The organism is Caballeronia sp. LZ019 (genome assembly GCF_031450825.1).
In the GTDB taxonomy this organism is placed as follows: domain Bacteria; phylum Pseudomonadota; class Gammaproteobacteria; order Burkholderiales; family Burkholderiaceae; genus Caballeronia.
In genome coordinates this window covers 901056-926444 of record NZ_JARTVZ010000005.1, presented here as the reverse complement: position 1 = coordinate 926444, position 25389 = coordinate 901056, and the positions used below count along the sequence as shown (strand labels likewise).

The window sequence follows — 25389 nt, the reverse complement described above, 5'->3', positions numbered from 1 at the left end:
TCCGCGCGATGAGCTTCGCAGCGGTCATCGTCGCGCGTGCGGCAATCGCGGCGGAAGCCGGCGATGCGCCCGTCGCGCTATTGCCGCCGCTGCCCGCATCGCTCGACATCTTGCCGACGGACCAGTTCGCGCTCGAAAACGCGGTGCCGCTGGTGGCCCCGGCGCCCACGCCGACGCCATCGACGCCGCCGGAGGCGACGACTTCCGCGAACGCCGACAAGCCCGAGCCGCTCGAAGGACCGCCCGTGCCGCTGCGGCAACTCGAACGTCTCAGCGGGCAGAAGGCCGACGACGGCAAGCCGATCACGCTCGACCTGAAAAATGCGGACCTGAGCGCCGCGCTGCAGGGCTTCGCGCGCTTCACCGGCCTCAACATCATCGCGAGTGAGAAGGTGCGCGGGCAGGTATCGATCAATCTCGTCGCGGTGCCGTGGCGGCGCGCGTTCGACACGCTTCTCGAAGTCAACGGCCTCGCGATGGAGCAGCACGGCAACGTGATCTGGGTCGCGCCGCTCGCCGAACTGGCGGCGCGCGAGAAGCTGCGCTACGAGGCGCACGCCCGCGCAGCAGACCTCGAACCGCTCGCGAGCCGCACGTTCACGTTGCGGTATCCGCGCGCGGAAGACGTGCGCAAGCTGCTGACCGGCTCGGGCACGCAGCGCGTGCTGTCCAAGCGCGGCTCCGCCATGGCCGACACCCGGACCAATCTTCTCTTCGTCACCGATCTCGACGCTCGCGTGCAGCAGATCGCCGAACTCATCGCGTCGATCGACAGGCCGACGCCGCAAGTGATGATCGAAGCGCGAATCGTCGAGGGCGAGACGGGGCTTTCGCGCAATCTCGGCGTCAAACTGGGCGTCGCGCCGACCGGCGATTCGGCGCGCGGCGTCGCGGGCGGCAAGGACGGGGTGGTATACGATCTGTCGGCGCGGCCCGTCAACGGCTTCGACGCCGCGACCGCCGGGCTCACGCTCTTCGCCGCGCAAGCTACGCGGCTGCTCGATATCGAACTGAGCGCGCTCGAATCCGAAGGGCGGGGACAGATCGTTTCGCGACCGCGCGTCGTGACGGCGGATCGGGTGAAGGCGGTCGTCGAGCAGGGCACGGAGCTGCCGTATCAGGCGAAAGTCGGCAATGGCGTCTCGGGCGTGCAGTTTCGGCGCGCTGCGCTCAAACTGGAGGTCGAACCGCAAATCACGCCGCACGGGCATGTCATTCTCGATCTGGATGTCGCGAAAGACAGCGTCGGCGAGCAGACCGCGGCGGGACCCGCCATCAACACGAAGCACGTTCAGACGCGCGTGGAAGTCGAGGACGGCGGGACCGTTGCGATCGGCGGCATCTATTCAGAAGACGAACGGGTCGATGTCACCGGCGTGCCGGGCCTGTCGAAACTGCCGATCATCGGCTGGCTGTTCCGTCACGACGCGCGGCGCAAGTCGCAGAGCGAGCTGGTCATCCTGATCACGCCGCATGTGGTGGCGGCGAAGGGATGAGGCCGGGCGCGCGACTCGACAAAGCGGGCGGTTTGCCCTTAAGCTGCCGCACGAACAAATTGCATATCGTCAAAGGATCAAGGTTGCAGGAAGGGCACGCGAACGCGAACATCTTTTTCGTCGGACTCATGGGGGCGGGTAAAACCACCGTGGGCCGTGCGGTTGCGCGCCGTCTGCAGCGCTCGTTCATCGATTCCGATCTGGAGATCGAAGCGCGTACCGGCGCGCGCATCCCGGTGATATGGGAACTCGAAGGCGAGGACGGATTCCGCCAGCGCGAGGCGAATGTCATCGACGAGCTTTCGCAGAAGAGCGGCATCGTGCTCGCGACGGGCGGCGGCGCGGTGCTGCGGCAGGAGAATCGCGAACATCTGAGGAATCGCGGCATCGTCATCTATTTGCGCGCGAATCCGCACGACCTTTGGCAACGCACGCGCCGCGACAAGAACCGGCCGCTGCTTCAGACCGAAGACCCGCGCGGCAAGCTCGAAGCGCTCTTCAAAACGCGCGATCCGCTCTATCACGAGTGCGCGCATTTCGTCGTGGAGACCGGGCGGCCGACCGTCAACGCGCTCGTCAACATGGTCCTGATGCAACTGGAGGTGGCCGGCGTCATCAAGTCGGCCGAGTCATAATGTCCCCCATGATTACAGTCAACGTCGAACTGGGCGAGCGCGCCTATCCCATTCATATCGGTGCAGGGCTGATCGGGCGGACGGAGCTTTTTGCGCCGCATATCAAGGGCTCGTCGGTGGCCATCGTCACCAACACGACCGTCGATCCGCTCTATGGCGATACATTGCGCGCCGCGCTCGAACCGCTCGGCAAGAATGTGACGACCGTCGTCCTGCCCGATGGCGAAGCGCACAAGAACTGGGAAACGCTCAACATCATCTTCGACGCGCTCCTGACCGATCGCGCCGATCGCAAGACGACGCTCATCGCGCTCGGCGGCGGCGTCATCGGCGACATGACCGGTTTTGCAGCGGCGTGCTACATGCGCGGCGTGCCGTTCATCCAGGTGCCGACCACGCTCCTTTCGCAGGTGGATTCGTCGGTCGGCGGCAAGACGGGCATCAATCATCCGCTCGGCAAGAACATGATCGGCGCGTTCTATCAGCCGCAGGCCGTCATCGCGGATATCGGCGCGCTCGATACGCTGCCGAAGCGCGAACTGGCGGCGGGCATCGCGGAAGTCATCAAGACGGGCGCAATCGCCGATGCCGGATTCTTCGAGTGGATCGAAGCGAACATCGGCGCATTGAACAGCCGCGACGGAAACGCGCTCGCGCACGCGGTCAAACGCTCATGCGAAATCAAGGCGTCGGTCGTGGCATCGGACGAGCGCGAGGGCGGGCAACGCGCCATCCTCAATTTCGGCCACACGTTCGGTCACGCTATCGAAGCAGGCCTGGGCTACGGCGAATGGCTGCACGGCGAAGCGGTCGGCTGCGGGATGGTGATGGCCGCGGACTTGTCCGTGCGGCTCGGCAAGCTCGACGACGCCGCGCGCCAGCGGCTCGTGCGCGTCATCGAGGCGGCGAAGTTGCCGGTCGTCGGCCCGAAACTCGGCGATGACCGCTACGTCAACCTGATGAAAGTCAACAAGAAGGCCGAAGCCGGCGAGATCAAATTCATTCTGCTGACCCGCTTCGGCGCGACGGAGATCACGAGCGCGCCGGACCAGGCCGTGCGTGCGACGCTCGCAGCCAGCGTCTGAGCGACGCAGCAGCCGGAACCACGACGATGCGGAGGCAGCCGGTGAGCGAAACAGAAGTCGGATTCGGAGCGCCGTCGCAAGCGGCGCTGGAAGCCCATCTTGCGCCGTACGCGGCGCGTTCGTCGTCGTCGCGGGGGCGCCGTTATGCGGAACAGCCGCCCGCCGCGCGGACCGAGTTTCAGCGCGACCGCGATCGCATCGTCCATTCGACGGCCTTTCGCCGGCTCGAATACAAGACGCAGGTTTTCGTCAATCACGAAGGCGACCTGTTTCGCACGCGGCTGACGCACAGTCTGGAAGTGGCGCAGATCGCGCGTTCCATCGCACGTAATCTGCGGCTGAACGAAGACCTCGTCGAAGCGATATCGCTCGCGCACGATCTCGGACACACGCCTTTCGGCCACGCCGGTCAGGACGCGCTGCACGAGTGCATGCGCCATCACGGCGGCTTCGAGCACAATCTTCAAAGTCTCGCGGTTGTCGATCAACTCGAAGAACACTACGGCGCGTTCGACGGCCTGAACCTCTGCTTCGAAACGCGCGAAGGCATTCTCAAACATTGCTCGCGCGAAAACGCACGCAAGCTCGGCGATCTCGGTGAGCGCTTTCTCGCGGGCCGCCAGCCGTCGCTCGAAGCGCAGATCGCGAACGTCGCGGATGAAATCGCCTACAACAATCACGATGTCGACGATGGCCTGCGCTCCGGCCTGCTCACGCTCGATCAACTGTCCGAAGTCAGTCTCTGGCACACGCATTTCGATGCCGCGCGCGCGGAGTTTCCGGTCATCGAAGGCCGCAGGCTCATCCACGAGACCATACGCCGCATCATCAACACGCTGATCGTGGATCTGATCGAGACCACGAGCCGCAATCTCGCGCGCGTGGCCCCGGCGTCCGTCGAAGATGTGCGCAATGCGCCGCTGCTCGTCGCGCATAGCGATGAAGTCGCTGCGCAAGCCGCCGCGCTCAAGCGCTTTCTGTTCAAGAACCTGTATCGCCATTACCGCGTGATGCGCATGGCCAACAAGGCGAAGCGTGTCGTCACCGGCTTGTTCGACGCCTTCACCGACGACCCGCGCCTTCTGCCGCCCGCCTATCAGGCGCGGCTCGCCGTGGCGGAGGAGTCCGCGAACGACGCCGCCGCGCCGGGCCACGAGAGCACGCAGGCCCGGCTGATCGCGCACTACATCGCGGGCATGACCGATCGATACGCACTGAAGGAATACCAACGTCTGTTTGTCATCGACAACAACTAAGATCGCGCGTTTCAACGCGCGAATCTGCAAAAAGGAGACTCATCGATGAAATGCACGCCCTCGTTCCGCTCGATCACGGCTGCGGCCATTCTGGCGTTCGGCGCCAGCACCGCCGCCCACGCCGCGACCGAAATCCAGTTCTGGCACGCGATGGAAGCCGCCCTCGGCGAGCGCGTGAACGACATCGCGAAAGACTTCAACGCGTCACAGAGCGACTACACGATCGTTCCGGTGTTCAAGGGCACCTATGACCAGACGCTCGCGGCGGGCATCGCGGCGTATCGCAGCGGCAATGCGCCCGCGATCCTGCAAGTCTACGAAGTCGGCACCGCGACGATGATGCAGGCCAAGAAGGCCGTGCTCCCCGTCTCGGACGTGTTCAAGCAAGCGGGCGTGCCGCTCGACGAGAAGGCGTTCGTGCCGACCATCGCCGGCTATTACAGCGACGCGAAGACCGGTCATCTCATCTCGATGCCCTTCAACAGTTCCACGCCCGTCCTCTACTACAACAAGGATGCGTTCAAGAAGGCCGGCCTCGATCCGAATCAGCCGCCGAAGACTTGGGCCGATGTCGAAGCCGACGCGAAGAAGCTGAAGGCGGCGGGCTATTCGTGCGGCTATTCGTCGGGCTGGCAGAGCTGGATTCAGCTCGAGAACTACAGCGCGTGGCACGCGGCGCCGTTTGCATCGAAGAACAACGGCTTCGACGGGCTGGATGCAAAGCTCGAGTTCAACAAGCCGCTGCAGGTCGCGCACATCCAGTTCCTGCAGAAGATGGCGAAGGAAGGCACGTTCACTTACGTGGGGCGCAAGGACGAGCCGGTATCCAAGTTCTACAGCGGCGACTGCGGGATCATCACGAACTCGTCGGGCTCGCGTGCGACTATTCAGAAATACGCGAAGTTCGAGTACGGCGTCGGCATGATGCCTTACGACGCGAGCGTGAAGGGCGCGCCGCAGAACGCGATCATCGGCGGCGCGAGTCTGTGGGTGCTGTCGGGCAAGGACCCAGCCGTGTACAAGGGCGTCGCGAAGTTCCTCGCGTATCTGGCGACGCCGCAGGTCGCGGCCAAGTGGCATCAGGACACCGGTTATCTGCCGGTGACGACCGCCGCCTACGAGCTCACGCAAAAGCAGGGCTTCTACGACAAGAACCCCGGCGCGGATATCGCCATCAAGCAGATGCTGAACAAGCCGCCGCTTGCTTATACGAAGGGTTTGCGTCTCGGCAACATGCCGCAGATTCGCACCATCGTCGATGAAGAACTCGAGCAGGTCTGGGCCGAGAAGAAGACGCCGCAACAGGCGCTCGATTCTTCCGTACAGCGCGGCGACGAACTCCTGCGCCGCTTCGAAAAGAGCGGCGGCTAAGCGGCAAGCATTCAGCGCCAACGTCAGGCATGCGCCCGCGAAAAACGCGGGCGCCGTTCAGGACATACCAATGGAAAAACGGTCTCGTTTCGATACGAGCGTGTTGCCGTATCTGCTCGTCGCGCCTCAGCTCGCGATCACCGCGCTCTTCTTTCTCTGGCCCGCCGGCGAAGCGCTCTGGCAAGCGACGCAAAGTCAGGACGCGTTCGGTACGTCGAGCGAATTTGTCGGCTTCGCCAACTTCAGGCAGCTTTTCGCGGACCCGCTGTATCTGTCGTCGTTCAGTACGACGATGATCTTCTGCGCGCTGGTCACCGTGTCCGGGCTCGTCATCTCGCTGCTGCTCGCTGCGTGCGCGGATCGCGTGACGCGCGGAGCGAAGGCGTATCAGACGCTGCTCATCTGGCCGTATGCGGTCGCGCCGGCCATCGCGGCGGTGCTGTGGTCGTTTCTGTTCAATCCGAGCATCGGGCTCGTGACGTATGCGCTGGCGAAGCAGGGCATCGTGTGGAATCACGCGCTCAACGGTACGCAGGCGATGTTTCTCGTCGTGCTCGCGTCGGTGTGGAAGCAGGTCAGCTATAACTTCCTGTTCTTCTATGCCGGCCTGCAGGCGATACCGCAATCGCTGATCGAAGCCGCCGCGATCGATGGCGCCGGTCCCGTGCGGCGCTTCTTTGGCATCGCGTTGCCGCTGTTGTCGCCGACGAGCTTCTTCCTGCTCGTCGTGAATCTCGTCTACGCGTTCTTCGATACCTTCCCCGTCATCGATGCCGCCACCGGCGGCGGTCCCGCGCAATCCACCAAGACGCTCATCTACAAGATTTTCGCGGAAGGGTTCCAGGGGCTCGACATCGGCAGTTCCGGTGCGCAGTCGGTCGTGCTGATGGTGATCGTCGTCGCGCTGACCATCGTGCAATTCCGCTTTGTCGAACGCAGGGTGCAATACTCATGATCGAGAACCGTCGCGGCTTCGATATCTTTTGTCACGCAGTGCTGATTCTCGGCGTCGCGCTGATCGTTTTCCCGGTCTACGTCGCGTTCTGCGCGGCCACGATGAGCGCAAAGGAAGTGTTCAGCGTGCCGCTATCGCTGATTCCGAGCACGCATCTCTTCGAGAACATTGCGAACATCTGGACGCACGGCAGCGGCAATGCAGCGGCGCCTTTCGGACGCATGCTCATCAATAGCCTTGCGATGGCGCTGGTCATCTCCATCGGCAAGATCGCGGTGTCGATCATTTCGGCGTATGCGATCGTGTTCTTCCGCTTCCCGATGAAGAACCTTGCGTTCTGGCTCATCTTCGTCACGCTCATGCTGCCCGTCGAAGTGCGTATCTTTCCGACAGTGCAAGTCGTATCATCGATGCATCTCGCCAACACGTATGCCGGCCTCACGCTGCCGCTGATCGCATCCGCAACCGCGACTTTCCTGTTCCGGCAGTTCTTCATGACGCTGCCCGACGAACTGATGGAAGCGGCGCGCATCGACGGCGCGGGGCCGCTGCGCTTCTTCTGGGACGTGGTGCTGCCGCTGTCGAAGACGAACATCGCGGCGCTGTTCGTCATCACGTTCATCTACGGCTGGAACCAGTACCTCTGGCCGATTCTGATCACCAATCAACAGTCGCTGCAAACGGCGGTGGTCGGCATCAAGAGCATGATCGCCTCGGGCGATACCGCGACCGAATGGCATCTCGTGATGAGCGCGACGCTGCTCGCGATGCTGCCGCCGCTCGCCGTCGTGCTGACGATGCAGCGCTGGTTCGTGCGCGGTCTCGTGGACGCGGAAAAATAAAAATGGAGAGCAGGTATCAATGGCTGCGCTGACACTCAAAGGCGTCAAGAAGACATACGACGGCACGCAATACGTGCTTCATGGCATCGATGTATCGATCAACGATGGCGAGTTCGTCGTGATGGTCGGGCCATCCGGCTGCGGCAAGTCGACGCTACTGCGCATGGTGGCGGGACTGGAGAGCGTGTCGGAAGGCACGATCGAAATCGCGGGCAAGGTCGTGAACAAGCTGGAGCCGAAAGATCGCGATATTGCGATGGTCTTTCAGAATTACGCACTTTATCCGCACATGAGTGTCGCGCAAAATATGGCCTATGCGCTGAAGATCGGCGGAGTGGATCGCGGGACCATCCAGAGCCGCGTTGCGAATGCCGCGCGTATCCTCGAACTCGAGCATCTGCTGGCGCGCAAGCCGCGCGAGTTGTCGGGCGGACAGCGCCAGCGCGTTGCGATGGGGCGTGCAATCGTGCGTGAACCGGCGGTCTTTCTGTTCGACGAACCGCTGTCGAATCTCGACGCGAAACTGCGTGTGCAGATGCGCCTCGAGATTCAGCGCCTGCATGCGCGTCTCGCAACCACGAGCCTGTACGTGACGCATGACCAGATCGAAGCCATGACGCTCGCGCAGCGCGTGATCGTCATGAACAAGGGGCACGCGGAGCAGATCGGTGCGCCGACCGAAGTGTACGAACGGCCGGCTACGGTGTTCGTGGCGAGCTTCATCGGATCGCCGGCCATGAATCTGCTCGAAGGCAAGTTGTCCGAGGATGGTTCGGTGTTCGAAGTAGCGGGTGGCGGGCCGAAGCTGAGGGTCGCGGGCGCGAGCGGTATATCGCGTGCAATGTTCGGGCGCGAGTGGACCGTCGGTATCCGTCCCGAGCACCTGACGCCCGGCAGCCATGAGGCGACGCAAGCGGTGCTCGACGTGGATTCGGCGGAGTTGCTCGGCGCGGACAATCTCGCGCACGGCAAGTGGGGCAAGCATGACGTGGCGGCCCGCTTGCCGCACGCGCATCGGCCGGTGCGCGGCGAGAAGCTCGCGGTATCGGTGCCGGCGCGGCATCTGCATTTGTTCGATCCGGCTACCGGATTGCGCGCCAACTGAAGGAGCTTATGCGATGAGAACCTGGCCGTATCCCGCCATCGTCGCGCATCGCGGCGGCGGCAAGCTCGCGCCCGAGAACACGCTGGAAGGCATCGACACCGGCGCGCGTCTCGGCCTGAAGATGATCGAGTTCGATGCGAAGCTGTCGGCCGACAACGTCGTGTTCCTGCTGCATGACGACGATATCGACCGTACGTCGAACGGGCATGGCGCGGCCAAGTCGATGACCTATGCGCAGTTGCGCGCGCTCGACGCCGGTTCCTGGTTCGGCGAGGACTTCGCGGGCGCGCACATGCCGACGCTCGCCGAAGTGCGGGAGCGATGCGCGTCGCTGAACATGGCCGCGAACATCGAGATCAAGCCGTGTCCGGGGCGCGAAGTGGAAACAGGCGAATGCGTCGCGCGCGAGGCGGCGCGACTGTGGAACGACGCCGAGCCGGAGCCGCTGCTGTCGTCGTTCTCGTATGCGGCGCTGGAGGCGGCGCGCGATGCCGCGCCGAATCTCCCGCGCGGCATGTTGTACGAGCGCGTGCCCGCGGAGTGGCGCGCGCAGACGGCGGCGCTTGCGTGCGTGTCGCTGCACGCGGACCATCGTTCGCTGGACGAAACACGCGTGCGCGAAATCAAGGGCGCGGGCTTGCGCGTGCTCGCCTACACGGTGAACGATCCCGAGCGGGCGCGGTTGCTCGCGCAGTGGGGCGTCGATGCAATCTGCACGGATCGCATCGACGTCATCGGCGCGGACTTTCTGGAAGGCGCGTCGAGGTAAGACGCGCTAGCGGGCGCGCGAAAGAAGAATGCCCGCGACCAGCGCGAGACCGCCAACGATGGCAATGGTCTGCCAGGGCCTGTCGTGGACATAGGCGTCGGCGTCATCAAATGCGGCGGCGGCGCGTTCGCGGACCACGGCGGGTGTGGCGTTGAGGCGTGCGCGCGCGGAATCGATCTGATCGCCGATTCGCGAACGAAGCGCGGCGGCGTCAGCTGACGCGCCGTCCGATAGCATTCCTTCGAGTTCCGAAAGAAGGACGCGCAGTTCGGCGCCGATATCCTGGGCAGCTTCGCGGCCATGACGCGCCATGCGGCGTGCGCGGCGGCCCGTGGCGTTCCATGAATCTCCGATGGCGTCTCGCGTGTTAGGCAGTGCGTTCATAGATCGCTCCGTCGATGGATGAATCGTGGATGGACATACCCGCTTGCATCGCGGGGAAGGTGCTAAGAGCAAGTTGGGTGCCGGCGCATCGCGAGCCTGCCGTGCGGCGTCGGAACACGTAATAACTGCGGTGCCTCGCACCGGCGCGAGTCACATTTACAAGGGGCGTGTAAAAGCAAACGCCGCCATGCGATATCGCATGACGGCGCGTGCCGTGAGCTTGAACCAGTGAAACGCCGGCATGCGAATCAGAAGCGATAGCCGACGCGCAGATACGTCACGATCGGGTTGATCGTGATCTTTGCCTGCGATTGAACGTTGAGCGTACCGACCGGCGTCTGGGCTTGCGTGCTCAGCTTGGCGGTCGCCTTCAGCGGAATGAACGACACGGAGAAACCCGCGAACCAGTGTTCTGTGAAATTGTAGACAGCGCCGACGTTAAAGACCGGCGCCCACGAACTATCCGTATCAACGCTGGTCGGACCATGCAGAACGGAGCCTTCGAATGCGGCGTTGGTAATCTTCGCGTCGGTGAACCAGGTGCGCGTCACGCCCACGCCGACATACGGGCGAAACTTCGCCTGCGGTTCGTTAAAGAAGTATTTGAAGAGCAGCGTTGGGCTCCATTGCTTCGCGCTGCCGATCTTGCCGAACCGATCGAGCGTTCCTGTGCCGTTGAGATCGAACTCTGGCGGAATGCCCATCTCGAATTCGGCGGCGATGTGGTCGGTCGCGAAGTAGCCTACCGTGAAGCCGGCCGTATCCGAGCTGCTGATACCCGCGCCCGTACCCGGCACGCTGATATTGACGGGAGATCCGCCTACACTTGTTTCTTTGAGCGGACCGCTGCTGTCTTGTGGGGCGAGATGAAACCAGCCTGCAGTGGCATAAATGGACCCAGCCGACTGTGCATGTGCCGCGGTCGACACACACGCCAATGCTGCGATCCCCGTTACGACTTGTTTTATTTTCATTTGTGCTCCTCCAGAAAGCACGCCCATTATGAACACAACGTTTCAAAGTAACCATAGCGGCGCCGTAGAGCATTTTCCCTAGGATCGCAGCGGTTCCGGAGTCCCGTTGCACGGCGCTTGCATGCGCCTGTAACCCTGTAGCAGCGGCGTCTCCCGTCAGCCCCCGATCGGGGTAACACAAACGCGATCAACGGAATATCCAGAATGGCACGGCTTGCACGACTCTACGTTCCCGAACAGCCGCAGCATGTCATCCTGCGTGGTCTCGACCAGCAACCTGCCTTCGTCGACGACCAGGACTATCAGCTTTTCATCGACTGCTTGAGGACGGCTTCACGTGATCATCACCTTTCCATCCATGCCTATGCGTTGATGCCGCAGGCCGTGCATCTGCTCGTCACGCCGCGCGACGAAGCCAGTCTGCCCAAAGCGATGCAGGCCGTGGGGCGTCGTTACGTGGCGCACTTCAATCGGCGATACACGCGGCGTGGCACGCTGTGGGAGGGGCGGTACCGCGCGACGGTCATCGAAGGCGAGCGGTATTTCCTGCTCGCGACGCGAGTGGTCGAAACCGCGCCGGTTCGTGCGCAACTCGCTGCATCGCCGCAGGATTACAAGTGGTCGAGCTACCGGCATCACATCGGCGTGACGCTCGATGCGCTCATCACCGATCACCCGCTGTTCTGGTCGCTCGGCAATACGCCGTTCGAGCGTCAGCATGCGTACAAGGAACTGTGCGAGCAGCCGCTCGACGAGCGGGAGACCAACCGTCTGCTGCAAGCCACGCTCAAGGGCTGGGTGCTCGGCAGCGATGCGTACCGCGAATGGGCGTCGCGGGCGGCGAATCGGCGCGTGTCGCCATTGCCGCGCGGGCGCCCGCGTAAAGTGCGCGAAACGCCGCAGACGCAGTAACGGCGGGACTTTTCGCAGGAAGATTCGCAAGCAACGGCGCTTCGCATCTAGGGAGCGCCGTTTATTTTTGACCCGCATTGATGTGGCACTTATTTATTGGGCAGTTCTTGCACCATAACGATAATAGGTGCCAGATCATCAGTTTTTATTTGCCATCGTTTTGATTCGTCGCGTATATTTCGATTTCCGGCGGTTTTGCGGTGCAGCGCGTCAAATGCGCAACCCGCCTCGGTGCCCGAATCTGGACTGCGGGCAGCGGGCAACAAAAAAACGATTCAACGGCCGAGTCGGCCCCTCACAGCAGAGACGGTGTCCCCATGAACGATCATCAGCAGCCGGCAGCCGGTTCGCTTCCCGCCGCGCAGGGCATGTACGACCCTGCGAACGAACATGACGCTTGCGGCGTCGGCTTCGTCGCCCATATCAAGGGCAAGAAAAGCCACGAGATCATTCAGCAGGGTCTCAAGATCCTCGAGAACCTCGATCACCGGGGCGCGGTCGGCGCAGACCCGCTGATGGGCGACGGCGCGGGCATCCTGATTCAGGTGCCGGACGGCTTCTATCGCGAGGAGATGGCCAAGCAGGGCGTGACGCTGCCGCCGGCCGGCGAATACGGCGTCGGCATGATCTTCCTGCCGAAGGAACACGCGTCGCGTCTCGCGTGCGAGCAGGAACTGGAGCGCACGGTCAAGGCAGAGGGCCAGGTGGTGCTCGGCTGGCGCGACGTGCCGGTGGACGGCAACATGCCCATTTCCCCCGCCGTGAAGGCAAGCGAGCCGCTGATCCGCATGATCTTCATCGGGCGCGGCAAGGACATCGTCGTGACGGATGCGCTGGAGCGCAAGCTGTACATCATCCGCAAGACGGCGAGCCATCGCATTCAGGCGCTCAAGCTCAAGCACGGCAAGGAATATTTCGTACCGTCGATGTCCTCGCGCACGGTCGTCTACAAGGGTCTGCTGCTCGCCGGCCAAGTGGGCGTGTATTACCGCGATCTGCAGGACGAGCGCGTCGTGTCGGCGCTGGCGCTCGTGCATCAGCGCTTCTCGACCAACACGTTCCCGGCGTGGGAACTTGCGCACCCGTATCGCATGATCGCGCACAACGGTGAAATCAACACCGTGAAGGGCAACGTGAACTGGCTGAACGCCCGCACCGGCGCGATCGCCTCCTACGTGCTCGGCGACGATCTGCCGAAGCTCTGGCCGCTGATCTATCCGGGCCAGTCGGACACGGCTTCGTTCGACAACTGTCTCGAACTGCTCGTGATGGCAGGCTACCCGCTCGTCCACGCGATGATGATGATGATTCCCGAGGCATGGGAACAGCACACGCTGATGGACGAGAACCGCCGCGCGTTCTACGAATATCACGCGGCGATGATGGAGCCGTGGGACGGACCCGCCGCGATCGCGTTCACGGACGGCCGCCAGATCGGCGCAACGCTCGACCGCAACGGGCTGCGCCCGGCGCGTTACATCGTGACCGACGACGATCTCGTGATCCTCGCGTCGGAAGCGGGCGTGCTGCCGATTCCCGAATCGAAGATCGTCAAGAAGTGGCGTCTGCAGCCGGGCAAGATGTTCCTGATCGACATGGAGCAGGGCCGCATCATCGAGGACAAGGAGCTCAAGGACAACCTCGCGAACGCGAAGCCGTACAAGAGCTGGATCGACGCCGTGCGCATCAAGCTCGACGAGATCGAGCCGAAGGCCGAGGACGTCGAAACGCAGCGCCGCGAAGCCGCCGCGCTGCTCGACCGTCAACAGGCGTTCGGCTATACGCAGGAGGACGTGAAGTTCCTGATGGCGCCGATGGCGCAAGCGGGCGAAGAGGCCATCGGCTCGATGGGCAACGACTCGCCGCTTGCCGTGATGTCCAGCAAGAACAAGACGCTGTATCACTACTTCAAGCAGTTGTTCGCGCAAGTGACGAACCCGCCGATCGACCCGATCCGCGAAAACATGGTGATGTCGCTCGTCTCGTTCATCGGACCGAAGCCGAACCTGCTCGATACCATCAACATCAACCCGACGATGCGCCTCGAAGTGTCGCAGCCCGTGCTCGACTTCAAGGACATCGCGAAGATCCGCGCGATCGATACGTACACCGGCGGCAAGTTCCGCTCGTACGAACTGAGCATCTGCTATCCGGCTGCGTGGGGCAAGGAAGGCGTGGAAGCGCGCATCGCGTCGCTGTGCGCCGAAGCCGTCGATGCCGTGAAGTCCGGCTACAACATCCTGATCGTGTCGGACCGCAAGATGGACCGCGACAACGTCGCAATTCCGGCGCTGCTCGCCACGTCCGCGATCCACACGCATCTCGTGCAGCACGGCCTGCGCACGAGCACGGGTCTCGTCGTGGAGACGGGTTCGGCGCGTGAAACGCATCACTTCGCGCTGCTCGCGGGCTACGGCGCGGAAGCCGTTCACCCGTATCTCGCGCTGGAAACGCTCGCCAACATGGCCGAGGGGCTGAAGGGCGACCTGTCGGCGGACAAGGCCATCTACAACTTCACGAAGGCGGTCGGCAAGGGCCTGCACAAGGTGATGTCGAAGATGGGCATCTCGACGTACATGTCCTACACCGGCGCGCAGATTTTCGAGGCGGTCGGCTTGTCGTCGGATCTCGTGGAGAAGTACTTCAAGGGCACGGCGTCGAAGGTCGGTGGCATCGGCATCTTCGAGGTGGCGGAGGAAGCCATTCGCCTGCATCGCGATGCGTTCGGCGACAACCCCGTCCTCTCGACCATGCTCGACGCGGGCGGCGAATACGCGTACCGCGTGCGCGGCGAAGAACACATGTGGACGCCGGATGCGATCGCCAAGCTGCAGCACTCGGCGCGCAGCAACTCGTACCAGACGTACAAGGAATACGCGCACCTGATCAACGACCAGACCAAGCGTCACATGACGTTCCGCGGTCTGTTCGAGTTCAAGGTCGATCCGGCAAAGGCCATTCCGCTCGACGAAGTGGAGTCGGCAAAGGACATCGTCAAGCGTTTCGCGACCGGCGCAATGTCGCTCGGCTCGATCAGTACGGAAGCGCACGCCACGCTGGCGGTCGCGATGAACCGCATCGGCGGCAAGTCGAACACCGGCGAAGGCGGCGAGGACGAAACGCGTTATCGCAACGAGCTGCGCGGCATTCCGATCAAGAACGGCGACACGCTGCAATCGATCATCGGCAAGGAAGTCATCACCGACATTCCGCTGAAGGACGGCGATTCGCTGCGCTCGAAGATCAAGCAGGTCGCGTCGGGACGCTTCGGCGTGACGGCGGAATATCTGTCGTCGGCGGATCAGATTCAGATCAAGATGGCGCAGGGCGCGAAGCCCGGCGAAGGCGGCCAGTTGCCCGGCCACAAGGTGTCGGACTACATCGGCAAGCTGCGTTACTCGGTGCCGGGCGTGGGCCTCATTTCGCCGCCGCCGCACCACGACATCTATTCGATCGAAGACCTGGCGCAACTCATTCACGATCTGAAGAACGTGAATTCGTCGTCGAGCATTTCGGTGAAGCTCGTGTCCGAAGTGGGCGTCGGCACGGTCGCGGCGGGCGTTGCGAAGGCGAAGGCCGATCACGTCGTGATCGCCGGCCATGACGGCGGTACGGGCGCGTCGCCGCTGTCGTCGCTGAAGCACGCGGGTACGCCGTGGGAACTCGGTCTTGCCGAAACGCAGCAGACGCTGGTGCTGAACCGCCTGCGCGGCCGCATCCGCGTGCAGGCCGACGGCCAGATGAAGACCGGCCGCGACGTCGTGATCGGCGCGCTGCTCGGCGCCGACGAGTTCGGCTTCGCGACGGCGCCGCTCGTCGTCGAAGGCTGCATCATGATGCGCAAGTGCCATCTGAACACGTGCCCGGTCGGCGTCGCGACGCAAGATCCGGTGCTGCGCGCCAAGTTCACCGGCCAGCCTGAGCATGTCGTCAACTACTTCTTCTTCGTCGCCGAAGAAGTGCGCGAAATCATGGCGCAACTGGGCCTGCGCAGGTTCGACGACCTGATCGGCCGCGTCGATCTGCTCGACACGAAGAAGGGCGTCGAGCACTGGAAGGCGAAGGGCCTCGACTTCTCGCGCATCTTCTATCAGGTGCCGGTGGCGAGCGAAGTCGCGCGCAAGCATGAAGACGTGCAGGATCACGGTCTGGACAAGGCGCTCGATCACGTGCTGATCGAGAAGTCGAAGGCGGCGATCGAGAAGGGCGAGCATGTCTCGTTCATTCAGCCGGTGCGCAACGTGAACCGCACGGTCGGCGCCATGCTCTCCGGTCTCATCGCGAAGAAGTACGGCCATGACGGCCTGCCCGACGACACCATCCACATCCAGTTGAAGGGCACGGCGGGCCAGAGCTTCGGCGCGTTCCTCGCGAAGGGCGTGACGCTCGATCTCGTCGGCGACGGCAACGACTACGTCGGCAAGGGCCTGTCGGGTGGACGCATCATCATTCGCCCGACTAACGACTTCCGCGGCAAGTCCGAGGAAAACATCATCTGCGGCAACACGGTGATGTACGGCGCGATCGAAGGCGAATCGTATTTCCGCGGCGTCGCCGGCGAGCGCTTCTGCGTGCGTAACTCGGGCGCGAGGGCGGTCGTCGAGGGCACGGGCGATCACGGCTGCGAATACATGACGGGGGGCACGGTGGTCGTGCTCGGCGAGACGGGCCGCAATTTCGCGGCCGGCATGTCGGGCGGTATCGCGTTTGTGTACGACCCGGACGGCACGTTCGCCGCCAAGTGCAACAAGTCGATGGTCGCGCTCGATCCGGTCCTGCAGCAGGCCGAACAGGAGCGCACGGTGGATCGCGCGCTGTGGCACGCCGGCCAGACCGATGAAGCGCTGCTGAAGGGCCTCGTCGAGCGTCACTTCCAGTTCACGGGATCGCCGCGTGCGAAGGCGCTGCTCGAGAACTGGGATGCGTCGCGTCGTCAGTTCGTGAAGGTCTTCCCGACCGAATACAAGCGCGCGCTCGGCGAACTCGGCGCGAAGAAGGCGAAGGAAGCTCTGGCGGCCTGAAGCCCGACACACACAAAAGCAGGGCTCTCCGATGCGCGGCATCGGAGAGCGCGATCCTCACCAAATACAGAGAAAGAAATGGGCAAGGCAACCGGTTTTCTCGAGTTCGAACGCCGCCATGAGGCGTACGAAGCACCGCTGACCCGCGTCAAGCATTACAAGGAATTCGTCGCCGCACTGACCGATGACGACGCCAAGGTGCAGGGCGCGCGCTGCATGGACTGCGGCATTCCGTTCTGCAACAACGGCTGTCCGGTCAACAACATCATTCCGGACTTCAACGATCTCGTGTTCCGCCAGGACTGGAAGACCGCGATCGAAGTCCTGCATTCGACGAACAACTTCCCGGAGTTCACGGGCCGCATCTGTCCGGCGCCGTGCGAGGCGGCGTGCACGCTCGGCATCAACGAAGATCCGGTCGGCATCAAGTCGATCGAACGCAAGATCATCGACAAGGCGTGGGAAGAAGGCTGGGTCGCGCCGCAGCCGCCGAAGCACAAGACGGGCAGGAAGGTGGCCGTCGTCGGTTCAGGTCCTGCCGGTCTCGCCGTCGCGCAGCAACTGGCGCGCGCGGGGCATGACGTCGTCGTGTTCGAGAAGAACGATCGCATCGGCGGATTGCTGCGTTATGGCATCCCCGATTTCAAGCTGGAGAAGTGGCTGATCGACCGCCGCATGCGCCAGATGGAAGCGGAAGGCGTGTCGTTCCGCACGAACGTGTTCGTCGGCCGCGATCCGCTGCCGGCGCATATCGGCAATACGGCGAAGGAAAGCATCACGCCGGAAGAGTTGAAAGAGCAGTTCGATGCGGTCGTGATCGCGGGCGGTTCGGAAACGCCGCGCGATCTGCCGGTGCCGGGGCGCGAACTGGAAGGCATTTATTTCGCAATGGAATTTTTGCCGCAGCAGAACAAGGTCAATGCGGGCGACAAGCTCGCCGATCAATTGCTCGCGAAGGGCAAGCATGTCGTCGTGATCGGCGGCGGCGATACGGGTTCAGACTGCGTGGGCACATCCAATCGGCATGGCGCGAAGGACGTGACGCAGTTCGAGTTGCTCGCGCAGCCGCCCGAGGAAGAGAACAAGCCGCTCGTTTGGCCTTACTGGCCGATCAAGCTGCGCACCTCGTCGTCGCATGAAGAGGGCTGCGAGCGCGACTGGTCGGTGGCGACGAAGCGCTTCGAGGGCAAGAACGGCAAGGTCGAGAAGCTGATTGCGGCGCGCGTCGAGTGGAAGGGCGGGAAGATGGTCGAAGTGCCCGGCTCGGAGTTCGAGATGAAGGCGGACCTCGTGTTGCTCGCGATGGGCTTCACGCAGCCGCTGTCGCCGGTTCTGGAAGCGTTCGGCGTGGACAAGGATGCGCGCGGCAACGTGCGGGCATCGACGGAAGGCGACAAGGCGTATTACACGTCGGTGGACAAGGTGTTCACGGCGGGCGATATGCGGCGCGGACAGTCGCTCGTCGTGTGGGCGATTCGGGAAGGCCGCCAGTGCGCGCGATCGGTGGATGCCTATTTGATGGGGAGCAGTGAGTTGCCGCGGTAAGTTTGTGCCGGCGGAAAAGAAGGGCGGAAGGCCGTGAGGCTTTCCGCCTTTTTTTGTTTCTAAGCCACGCGCATGCGATGGCGGATCTTCTTGGCGAGCGCGGCTTCGGCGTCGATCGAATCGACCATGTCGTTGGCTGCGTTCATGAGGCGGCGAAGATCGATACTCGGGATAGCACGCGCATCCTGGAAAACGATGATCGAATCGAAGCGTTCGACGTACTGCTCGACGTGTTGCAGCACGATCGTAGCGACGCGGGCGCGTTCCGAATTGAGCACGCCGAAAACGAACAGCGGGGTTTGCGAGCCTTTCAGGAGGAAGTCGATGGGGTAGTCGGCGGCATCCGGTACTCCCGCGCAGATGTATCTCGGCACGACGTTAGCCTTGCCGACGATATCTCCGAGCCTGCGTTCCAGATCATCAAAAAATGTCGAGGCAACGCGCGGCTTGCTCCAACTCCTTAGATCACCCACGCGCAGTAGTGCTTGTCCGAAGCGCAGCAGCGAAAGGCCCAACTGCGCTTCGGCGGAATCCGCGACGACTTGGCCATCGTCAGCGAGGCGTGCGCCATACTCGGCTAGCGTCTGATCAAGCAACACGCGCCGGGGGCCGCGTAACAAAGCGGTTGCATCGGAATCGTAGGACATCCGCATGAACGTAGTGCCTGCGTCTTCGAGCCGCCAACCGCCCATGATTTGCCTTAACCACACGGTGATGTAATCACCGTCAGGTTCCATGAGGGGCATGCATAAGCGAATCGAATCACCGTCCGGGGCGACGTTGATTTCGGAGCACCATGACTCGCACAGCAGGCGCTTTACTGCAGCCGACGCGTCGTTGAGCATCTCAGAACTCTAATTGCGGTTGAAACGGATCGTAGGCTAGCGCAGCGACTCCGCAGTCGCGGCATAGGCATTCGAATGCGCCTTCCAGGGAATTGTAGGATGACATTGCTTCCGCGTAGCCATCGACATGATGTCCCGCTCGGATGTAGCGTTCCGTAGCTAAATGCCGATGGCAGCCGAGGGAAACTTTATTTCCTTCGATGATATTGCCATGCGCATGATAAGGGCCGTTGTAGCGAGCGAGGATGAGTGTTTCATCAGTTGGCCAGACACGGGCCAGGCCAACGGAGAATGCGCTCGGTCGAGTGGCGGACGACCGCAGGAACAGTCGATATAACTGAGTAGCGTCGCGCGCATCGTGCAGCGTGAAATTCTTCTCTTTGTGCCCGCCTTTGAAGACCCATCTCGCGCGTGGATTGGTGATGATCTTCGGAGCGCGTCGCATGGAATCCAGGTCGTGATCCGTTAAGAGTCGAGGGTCCATGAACTGTTGGGTATGAGGAGACGCGTCAGTCTATGACGATATGACGCGCTGCCGTTCAACCAGCCCAACAAATCAGAAAAACCGCACCTGCAATCGCGGGCGGATGCGGCATTCCCAACCCACCGACGCAGCGTCAAGCCTCCACCATCGCCCTCTCGATCTCGATCCGGTAATCATGAAACAGCGCCACCGATTCCCGGTGCGCGACGCTCAGAATCGCGGCCTTCGGCAGCCGATCGACGAGCGTGTTGTAGATATGCAGTTCGTTGTCCGCATCGAGCGCGCTGGTGGCTTCGTCGAGGAACACGAAATCCGGCTTGTGCAAGAGCACGCGCGCCGCGGCGAGCCGTTGCTGTTCGCCCGGCGACAGGCTCCGCGCCCAGTGCCCGCTCTCTTCCAGCCGATCCCCATATGCCTCGAGGTTGCACGCGCGCAGCACTTCGCGCGATTCCTCGTCGGTGAACGTGCCGCCCGGCGACGGATATGCCAGCGCCGCGCGCAGCGTGCCGATCGGCAGATAGCTTTGCTGCGGGACGAACATCATCTTCGCGTCGACGGGGGCGTCGATCGTGCCGTCGCCGAACGGCCAAAGGCCCGCGAGCGCGCGCATCAGCGTGCTCTTGCCCGACCCGGACGGCCCCACGACGAGCCATCGCGATCCCGGCTCCACCGATACATCCGCCACCCGCGACAGCGGCGTGCCGTTCGGCAACGCGAGCAGCAGGCCGGTCGTCGTCAAGGCTTCCGTGCTCGTGTAATGCAGATTGATGCCGCCGCGTTCCGTCGCGGGCGAGTTCTCCTCGCGGATGTGCGTCGAGCGCATCACGCGCTTGAATTCGCGCAGACGGTTGACGGTTGCGCGCCATTCGACCAGCGTCGAATAACTGTTGATGAACCACGAGAACGAATCGCTCACGGTGCCGAATGCCGACGATATCTGCATCAGCACGCCGAAGGAAAACGCGCCCGCGAAGTAGCGCGGCGCGGCCACCATGATCGGAAAAATGATCGCGATCTGGCCATAAAAACTCAGCACGAAGGTCATGCGCTTCGTGTACTTCATGATGAGCCACCAGTTATCGCGGATGCGCTGGAAGATGCTCTTCGCATTCGCGGTTTCGGTGGCGATGCCGTCGTAAAACGCGATCTGCTCGGCGTTCTCGCGCACGCGGATCAGCCCGAAACGGAAGTCCGCTTCCACCTTCTGCTGCTGATAATTGATCGACACGAGCGGATGCCCGACCTTCTGAATGATCAGCGAGCCGAGAATCGCATACAGCGCCGCCGCCCAGACCATATAGCCCGGAATCACGATGGGCGTGCCGCCGAGCGTCAGCGTCAGCGCGCCAGCGAGGGTCCAGAGGATGGTGATGAAGGTGACGAGCGTGACGAGCGTCGAAAGCAGATCGAGCGACAGCGTGAGCGTGGTCGTCGCGAACGATTGCAGGTCGTCGCTGATACGCTGGTCGGGGTTGTCGGCGAGACGGTCGCGCTCGATACGATAGAACGCGCGGTCGCCGAGCCATTGCTCGAGAAACCGGTTCGTGAGCCATTGCCGCCAGCGGAACGCGAGCATCTGGCGCAGATAGCGTCCGTAGACGGCGAGCAGAATATAAGCAAATGCAAGCCCGGTGAAGATCAGCAGCAGATGCGGAAAGTCGCGGACATTCTTGTTCTGCAGCGCGTTATAGAAGTCCGCGTTCCAGCTGTTGAGCCGCACGTTGATCCACACGACCGTCATGTTGATCGCGATGATCGCGACGAGCAGCCCCCACGCCACGCCTCGTTCTTCGGATATCCAGTACGGTTTGATGAGACTCCACGCCGAGACTTCGTCCGCCTTCTGTTGCGTGCTTTCCGGGTTTGAGTTGGCCATGACCTTTCTGCTTGTGCGCCGGCTTGCCGGCGGGTTGACACATGTCGCTGCGGGATCGGGCTGCCGCGATGTCGCGTGCAGCCCGATCCCAGCCTCGCAGATTGTTGAGACGTTCCCTTAACTGCCACTTAATACGGTGCGATCGTTCGATGAACTGCGTTCGGGGCATTGTGCCAGAGTGACGCAGCCGGCGATCAGGCGGCCAAGCGCGCGCGGGCAATCCCGGTTTGCAGCGGCTTCGGCTTTTATGCTCTAATGACTTCCGGCGAAACAGGGGTGCTTCGTGCGCGAGCGGTATCGAAAGTATCGAGCGCGGCGAGGCTGAGAGAGACCCTTTGCACCCGATCCGGGTAATACCGGCGAGGGAAGTTTCCGGAGAACGCGCGACTCCCGCGCCTTCCTCCAGTTTCTTCCAGTCCTCCTTTCCGCTCGGTGCGTCGTTCTCGCGCCGGGCCGGTCTCTCCGCTGTTTCGTCCTTGTTCGCGTGGATTCGCCTACGGCCGCTTCGTTGCGATGCGAAGACGCGTCCGTCGCCAAAGGAGACATCGGATAGTGATTAGCATCGATCAGACCGCAGCGAAGCCCGACTTCGCCGTGATCGGCGGCGGGCTCGTCGGACGGCTCGTCGCGTGGCAACTCGCGGGCGCGGGACACGGCGTTGCGCTGTACGAGCGCGGCGACGAGTCGGGCGCGCAGTCGGCAGCGTGGGTCGCCGCCGCGATGCTCGCGCCGCTCGCCGAAGCCACGAGCGCCGAGCCGCTGGTCGTCGAACTCGGCGCGGCGTCGCTCGCGCGATGGCCGGATCTCCTCGCGGCGCTGCCCGAGCCGGTCTTCTTCCAGCGCAACGGGACGCTCGTCGTCTGGCATGGCGCGGATCGCGCGGAAGCGCCGCTGTTCGAGCGCCGCTTGCGGGCGAACGCGCCCGCCGAATTGCTCGATGGCGGTTTCGTGAAGCTCGCCGGCGCGCAGGTCGCGAAGGCCGAACCCGCACTCGGCACGCGTTTCGCGCAGGGCTGGCTCCTGCCGCACGAAGGCCAGCTCGACAACCGTCAGGCGCTCGCGGCGCTCGCTGCGGGGCTGGCGGCGCGTGGCGTGCAGACGCACTGGAACACGCCCGTCGATGCGATGCCCGACGCGCGCTGGATCATCGATTGCCGCGGACTCGGCGGTAAGCCCGCGTGGCCCGCGCTGCGCGGTATCCGCGGCGAAGTGGCGCGCGTGCATGCGCCGGGCATCGGATTGACGCGGCCGGTCCGGCTGCTGCATCCGCGCTATCCGCTCTACATCGCGCCCAAAGAGAACGACCTCTACGTGATCGGCGCGACCGAAGTCGAAGGCGAGGACATGTCGCCCGTCAGCGTGCGATCGGCGCTTGAACTGCTGAGTGCCGCGTTCGCGGTTCATCCGGGATTCGGCGAGGCGCGCATTCTCGAACTGAACTCGCAATGCCGGCCGACGCTGCCGGATCATCGCCCGGCTATCGCGTGGGACGGGGCGCAGATCGTGCGCGTGAACGGGCTGTATCGGCACGGCTTCATGATCGCGCCCGAAGTCGCGGATTCCGCCTGCGCGCTCGCGGATGCGCTCGTCGGCGGAACCGTGCGCGACGCCGCCTCCTTCGACGACTTCCGCCGCCAGGCGCTATGGTCCGAGCTGCTGCACGGCGCCTTCGAGACGGCGACCGCGTGACCGAGATCAGAGAGAACGCATGAACATCCACATCAATCAGCGCGAGTTCACGTTGCCCGACACGGCGACCGTCACCGACGCGCTCGCCGCTTTCGGTGCGAAGCCGCCGTTCGCCGTCGCGCTGAACGGCCAGTTCGTCGCGCGTGGCGAGCACGGCACGAAGACGCTTTCCACGGGCGACAAGCTCGACATCGTTTCGCCCGTCGCGGGCGGCTGAGCGCATCACCAGAGGACGATCATGACCACACATCCCGCCGCCGATACCCTGACGCTGTACGGCCAGTCGTTTCCGAGCCGCGTGCTGCTCGGCACGTCGCGCTATCCGTCGCTGCAGTCGCTATCGGACTCCATCGACGCCGCGCGTCCCGGCATGGTGACCGTCGCGCTGCGCCGGCAGTCGGAGACCGGCGAGGCCGGCTTCTTCGACGTGCTCAAGCGCCACGGCGTCGCGCTGCTGCCGAACACGGCGGGCTGCCAGAGCGTCGATGAAGTGCTGACCACCGCGTACATGGCGCGTGAAGTGTTCGATACGCCGTGGATCAAGCTGGAACTGATCGGCGACGACTACACGCTGCAGCCGGACCCGATCGGTCTCGTCGAAGCCGCGGCAAAGCTTGTGCGCGACGGCTTCAAGGTGCTGCCGTACTGCACCGAAGACCTCGTGATCGGCCGGCGTCTGCTCGATGCCGGCTGCGAGGCGTTGATGCCGTGGGGCGCGCCCATCGGTACGGGCAAGGGCGTGACCAATCCGTATGGCTTGCGCACGCTGCGCGAGCGCTTGCCGGATGTGCCGCTGATCGTCGATGCCGGTCTCGGCGTGCCGTCGCATGCGTGTCAGGTGATGGAGTGGGGCTTCGACGGCGTGCTGCTGAATACAGCGGTCTCGCAGGCTACGTATCCGCCGCAGATGGCGCGCGCGTTCGCGATGGGCGTCGAGGCGGGACGCACGGCGTTTCTCGCCGGACCGATGGCCGAGCGCGACAGCGCGCACGCGAGCACGCCGGTCGTCGGCATGCCGTTCTGGCACCAGGACGGAGGTGCGGCATGAGCCTGCTCGGACGCGAAGTCTTCTGGCCGCCGGCGGACGAACTGGTCGAAGTTGCCGAGCGCATCCGCGCGCGACTGGGCGACTGGCCCGCCGCCGCGACCCGCTGGCGCATCTGTCTGACGCCGCCTGAATCGCCGGGTGCGCAGGATTTGGCCGTGTTCGCGGAAGCACATGACGTCGACGTCGAATCGCTCGAAGCGGGCGGCGCGGCGGTCGTGCAAGCGCACGGCGAACGCGTGACGCTCACGCGCGGCGGCGACCGCTTCGTGCTCGAAGGCGCGCGCTCCGACGACTGGCTCGCCGCGCTCGCTGCGTTTCTCGACTGCAACTTCGAACCGCACGATGCGCTCGTTCTCGCGCTCGCGTGGCGCAGCGGCGACGAGGCAAAGGCCGACGCATGGCCCGTCGATTTCGCGACGTTTCCGCGCGTCGGCGATCTGCCGCCCGCGCCGCAACCGGCGTTTCCCTCGTGCCCCGACAAGCTGGGGCTGTATCCCGTGCTGCCGAGCGCCGAATGGACGGAGCGCGTGCTCGACCTCGGCGTCGTCACCGCACAGTTGCGCCGCAAGAGCAACGACGCTGGCGACCTCGAGCGCGAGATCGAGCGTTCGGTCGCGGCGGGCCGGCGGCATCAGGCGCGGCTTTTCATCAACGATCACTGGCGCGCGGCGATTGCGGCGGGCGCATACGGCGTCCACCTCGGGCAGGAAGACGTGCAGACCGCCGATTTGAACGCAATCGCGCGGGGGGGATTGCGGCTCGGCCTTTCGACGCACGGCTATTACGAGATGCTGCGCGCGCTGCATTTCCGCCCGAGTTATCTGGCGCTCGGCGCCGTATTCCCGACGACGACCAAAGTGATGCCTACGAAGCCGCAAGGCCTCGCGCGCCTTCGCCGCTACGTGCAGTTGCTCGATGGCCGCGTGCCGCTCGTCGCGATCGGCGGTATCGACGGTCAGGTGATCGCCGACGTGCTCGCCACGGGCGTCGGCAGCGCGGCGGTCGTGCGTGCGGTCACGGAAGCGTCGGATACGGCTGCGGCGGTATCGTCGCTGCAACAGAAGTTTGCAAGTCAATGCTGACAGTTCTTAAAAAGC

At 63.6% G+C, this 25389-nt stretch carries 21 protein-coding genes and 1 riboswitch; of the genes, 16 read left to right on the top strand and 5 right to left on the bottom strand.

Annotated elements, in window-relative coordinates; genetic code table 11:
• Nucleotides 1-8 precede the first annotated feature (8 nt).
• From P9255_RS17695 to ugpQ, 9 genes are all read left to right on the top strand, one after another.
• On the top strand, nucleotides 9-1496 hold the full coding sequence (locus P9255_RS17695; protein ID WP_309790771.1) for a type IV pilus secretin PilQ: 1488 nt from the start codon (nucleotides 9-11) through the stop codon (nucleotides 1494-1496).
• A gap of 83 nt (nucleotides 1497-1579) precedes the next feature.
• Nucleotides 1580-2131, top strand: coding sequence for a shikimate kinase AroK (gene aroK, locus P9255_RS17690; RefSeq protein WP_309763910.1), 552 nt, complete (start codon nucleotides 1580-1582; stop codon nucleotides 2129-2131).
• Between the two features lie 8 nt (nucleotides 2132-2139).
• The gene (gene aroB, locus P9255_RS17685; protein WP_309790184.1) at nucleotides 2140-3216 is read left to right on the top strand and encodes a 3-dehydroquinate synthase; all 1077 of its coding nucleotides are present in this window, start codon (nucleotides 2140-2142) and stop codon (nucleotides 3214-3216) included.
• Nucleotides 3217-3257: 41 nt separating this feature from the next.
• Nucleotides 3258-4472: a deoxyguanosinetriphosphate triphosphohydrolase gene (locus tag P9255_RS17680; RefSeq protein WP_309763911.1), complete on the top strand. Its 1215-nt coding sequence runs from the start codon at nucleotides 3258-3260 to the stop codon at nucleotides 4470-4472.
• A 45-nt stretch (nucleotides 4473-4517) separates the two neighbouring features.
• Nucleotides 4518-5843, top strand: a complete 1326-nt coding sequence (gene ugpB, locus P9255_RS17675) for a sn-glycerol-3-phosphate ABC transporter substrate-binding protein UgpB (protein WP_309790183.1) — start codon at nucleotides 4518-4520, stop codon at nucleotides 5841-5843.
• 70 nt (nucleotides 5844-5913) lie between these two features.
• On the top strand, nucleotides 5914-6798 hold the full coding sequence (ugpA, locus tag P9255_RS17670; RefSeq protein WP_035967648.1) for a sn-glycerol-3-phosphate ABC transporter permease UgpA: 885 nt from the start codon (nucleotides 5914-5916) through the stop codon (nucleotides 6796-6798).
• Entirely contained in the window at nucleotides 6795-7640 is an 846-nt protein-coding gene (gene ugpE / locus P9255_RS17665) for a sn-glycerol-3-phosphate ABC transporter permease UgpE (protein ID WP_309790182.1), read from the top strand. Before ugpA ends, ugpE begins: the two co-directional genes overlap by 4 nt.
• Before the next feature lie 19 nt (nucleotides 7641-7659).
• Nucleotides 7660-8745, top strand: coding sequence for a sn-glycerol-3-phosphate import ATP-binding protein UgpC (locus tag P9255_RS17660; protein ID WP_309763914.1), 1086 nt, complete (start codon nucleotides 7660-7662; stop codon nucleotides 8743-8745).
• 13 nt (nucleotides 8746-8758) lie between these two features.
• Nucleotides 8759-9514, top strand: coding sequence for a glycerophosphodiester phosphodiesterase (gene ugpQ, locus P9255_RS17655; RefSeq protein ID WP_309763915.1), 756 nt, complete (start codon nucleotides 8759-8761; stop codon nucleotides 9512-9514).
• Between the two features lie 6 nt (nucleotides 9515-9520).
• Here ugpQ and P9255_RS17650 read toward each other — a convergent pair whose 3' ends face one another.
• Together P9255_RS17650 and P9255_RS17645 are read right to left on the bottom strand one after the other, a co-directional pair.
• Nucleotides 9521-9898, bottom strand: coding sequence for a DUF883 family protein (locus tag P9255_RS17650; RefSeq protein ID WP_309763916.1), 378 nt, complete (start codon nucleotides 9896-9898; stop codon nucleotides 9521-9523).
• A gap of 248 nt (nucleotides 9899-10146) precedes the next feature.
• A complete protein-coding gene (locus P9255_RS17645) occupies nucleotides 10147-10872 on the bottom strand; it encodes an OmpW family outer membrane protein (RefSeq protein ID WP_309763917.1) in 726 nt (241 codons plus the stop codon).
• A gap of 204 nt (nucleotides 10873-11076) precedes the next feature.
• On the opposite strand from P9255_RS17645, the gene P9255_RS17640 reads away from it, so the two are divergent.
• The 3 genes from P9255_RS17640 (at nucleotide 11077) to P9255_RS17630 (ending at nucleotide 18350) form a co-directional block, all read left to right on the top strand.
• Nucleotides 11077-11784 carry a transposase gene (locus tag P9255_RS17640; protein ID WP_309763918.1) on the top strand — a complete coding sequence of 236 codons (708 nt, stop codon included), beginning with the start codon at nucleotides 11077-11079 and terminating at the stop codon, nucleotides 11782-11784.
• A 317-nt stretch (nucleotides 11785-12101) separates the two neighbouring features.
• Nucleotides 12102-16805 (top strand): glutamate synthase-related protein, encoded by a 4704-nt coding sequence (locus P9255_RS17635; RefSeq protein ID WP_309763919.1) that lies wholly within the window; start codon nucleotides 12102-12104, stop codon nucleotides 16803-16805.
• A 78-nt stretch (nucleotides 16806-16883) separates the two neighbouring features.
• Entirely contained in the window at nucleotides 16884-18350 is a 1467-nt protein-coding gene (locus P9255_RS17630) for a glutamate synthase subunit beta (RefSeq protein ID WP_309763920.1), read from the top strand.
• Between the two features lie 59 nt (nucleotides 18351-18409).
• Here the strand turns inward: P9255_RS17630 and P9255_RS17625 are convergent, their stop codons facing one another.
• The 3 genes from P9255_RS17625 to P9255_RS17615 all read right to left on the bottom strand — a co-directional run bounded on the left by P9255_RS17625 (nucleotide 18410) and on the right by P9255_RS17615 (nucleotide 21555).
• Entirely contained in the window at nucleotides 18410-19195 is a 786-nt protein-coding gene (locus P9255_RS17625) for a DUF1828 domain-containing protein (RefSeq protein WP_309763921.1), read from the bottom strand.
• 1 nt (nucleotide 19196) lies between these two features.
• Nucleotides 19197-19679 carry a hypothetical protein gene (locus P9255_RS17620; protein ID WP_309790181.1) on the bottom strand — a complete coding sequence of 161 codons (483 nt, stop codon included), beginning with the start codon at nucleotides 19677-19679 and terminating at the stop codon, nucleotides 19197-19199.
• 133 nt (nucleotides 19680-19812) lie between these two features.
• On the bottom strand, nucleotides 19813-21555 hold the full coding sequence (locus P9255_RS17615; RefSeq protein WP_309763923.1) for an ABC transporter ATP-binding protein/permease: 1743 nt from the start codon (nucleotides 21553-21555) through the stop codon (nucleotides 19813-19815).
• Between the two features lie 262 nt (nucleotides 21556-21817).
• Nucleotides 21818-21940: riboswitch (TPP riboswitch) on the top strand.
• 128 nt (nucleotides 21941-22068) lie between these two features.
• On the opposite strand from P9255_RS17615, the gene P9255_RS17610 reads away from it, so the two are divergent.
• From P9255_RS17610 to thiE, 4 genes are read left to right on the top strand one after another with little or no spacing between them, the layout of a single operon-like run.
• Nucleotides 22069-23244, top strand: a complete 1176-nt coding sequence (locus P9255_RS17610) for an FAD-dependent oxidoreductase (RefSeq protein WP_404980367.1) — start codon at nucleotides 22069-22071, stop codon at nucleotides 23242-23244.
• 19 nt (nucleotides 23245-23263) lie between these two features.
• Nucleotides 23264-23461, top strand: coding sequence for a sulfur carrier protein ThiS (thiS, locus tag P9255_RS17605; RefSeq protein ID WP_309763925.1), 198 nt, complete (start codon nucleotides 23264-23266; stop codon nucleotides 23459-23461).
• A 21-nt stretch (nucleotides 23462-23482) separates the two neighbouring features.
• Nucleotides 23483-24292: a thiazole synthase gene (locus P9255_RS17600; protein ID WP_309763926.1), complete on the top strand. Its 810-nt coding sequence runs from the start codon at nucleotides 23483-23485 to the stop codon at nucleotides 24290-24292.
• A complete protein-coding gene (gene thiE / locus P9255_RS17595) occupies nucleotides 24289-25374 on the top strand; it encodes a thiamine phosphate synthase (protein ID WP_309763927.1) in 1086 nt (361 codons plus the stop codon). The genes P9255_RS17600 and thiE overlap by 4 nt, the downstream gene beginning before the upstream one ends.
• Nucleotides 25375-25389: the final 15 nt, after the last annotated feature.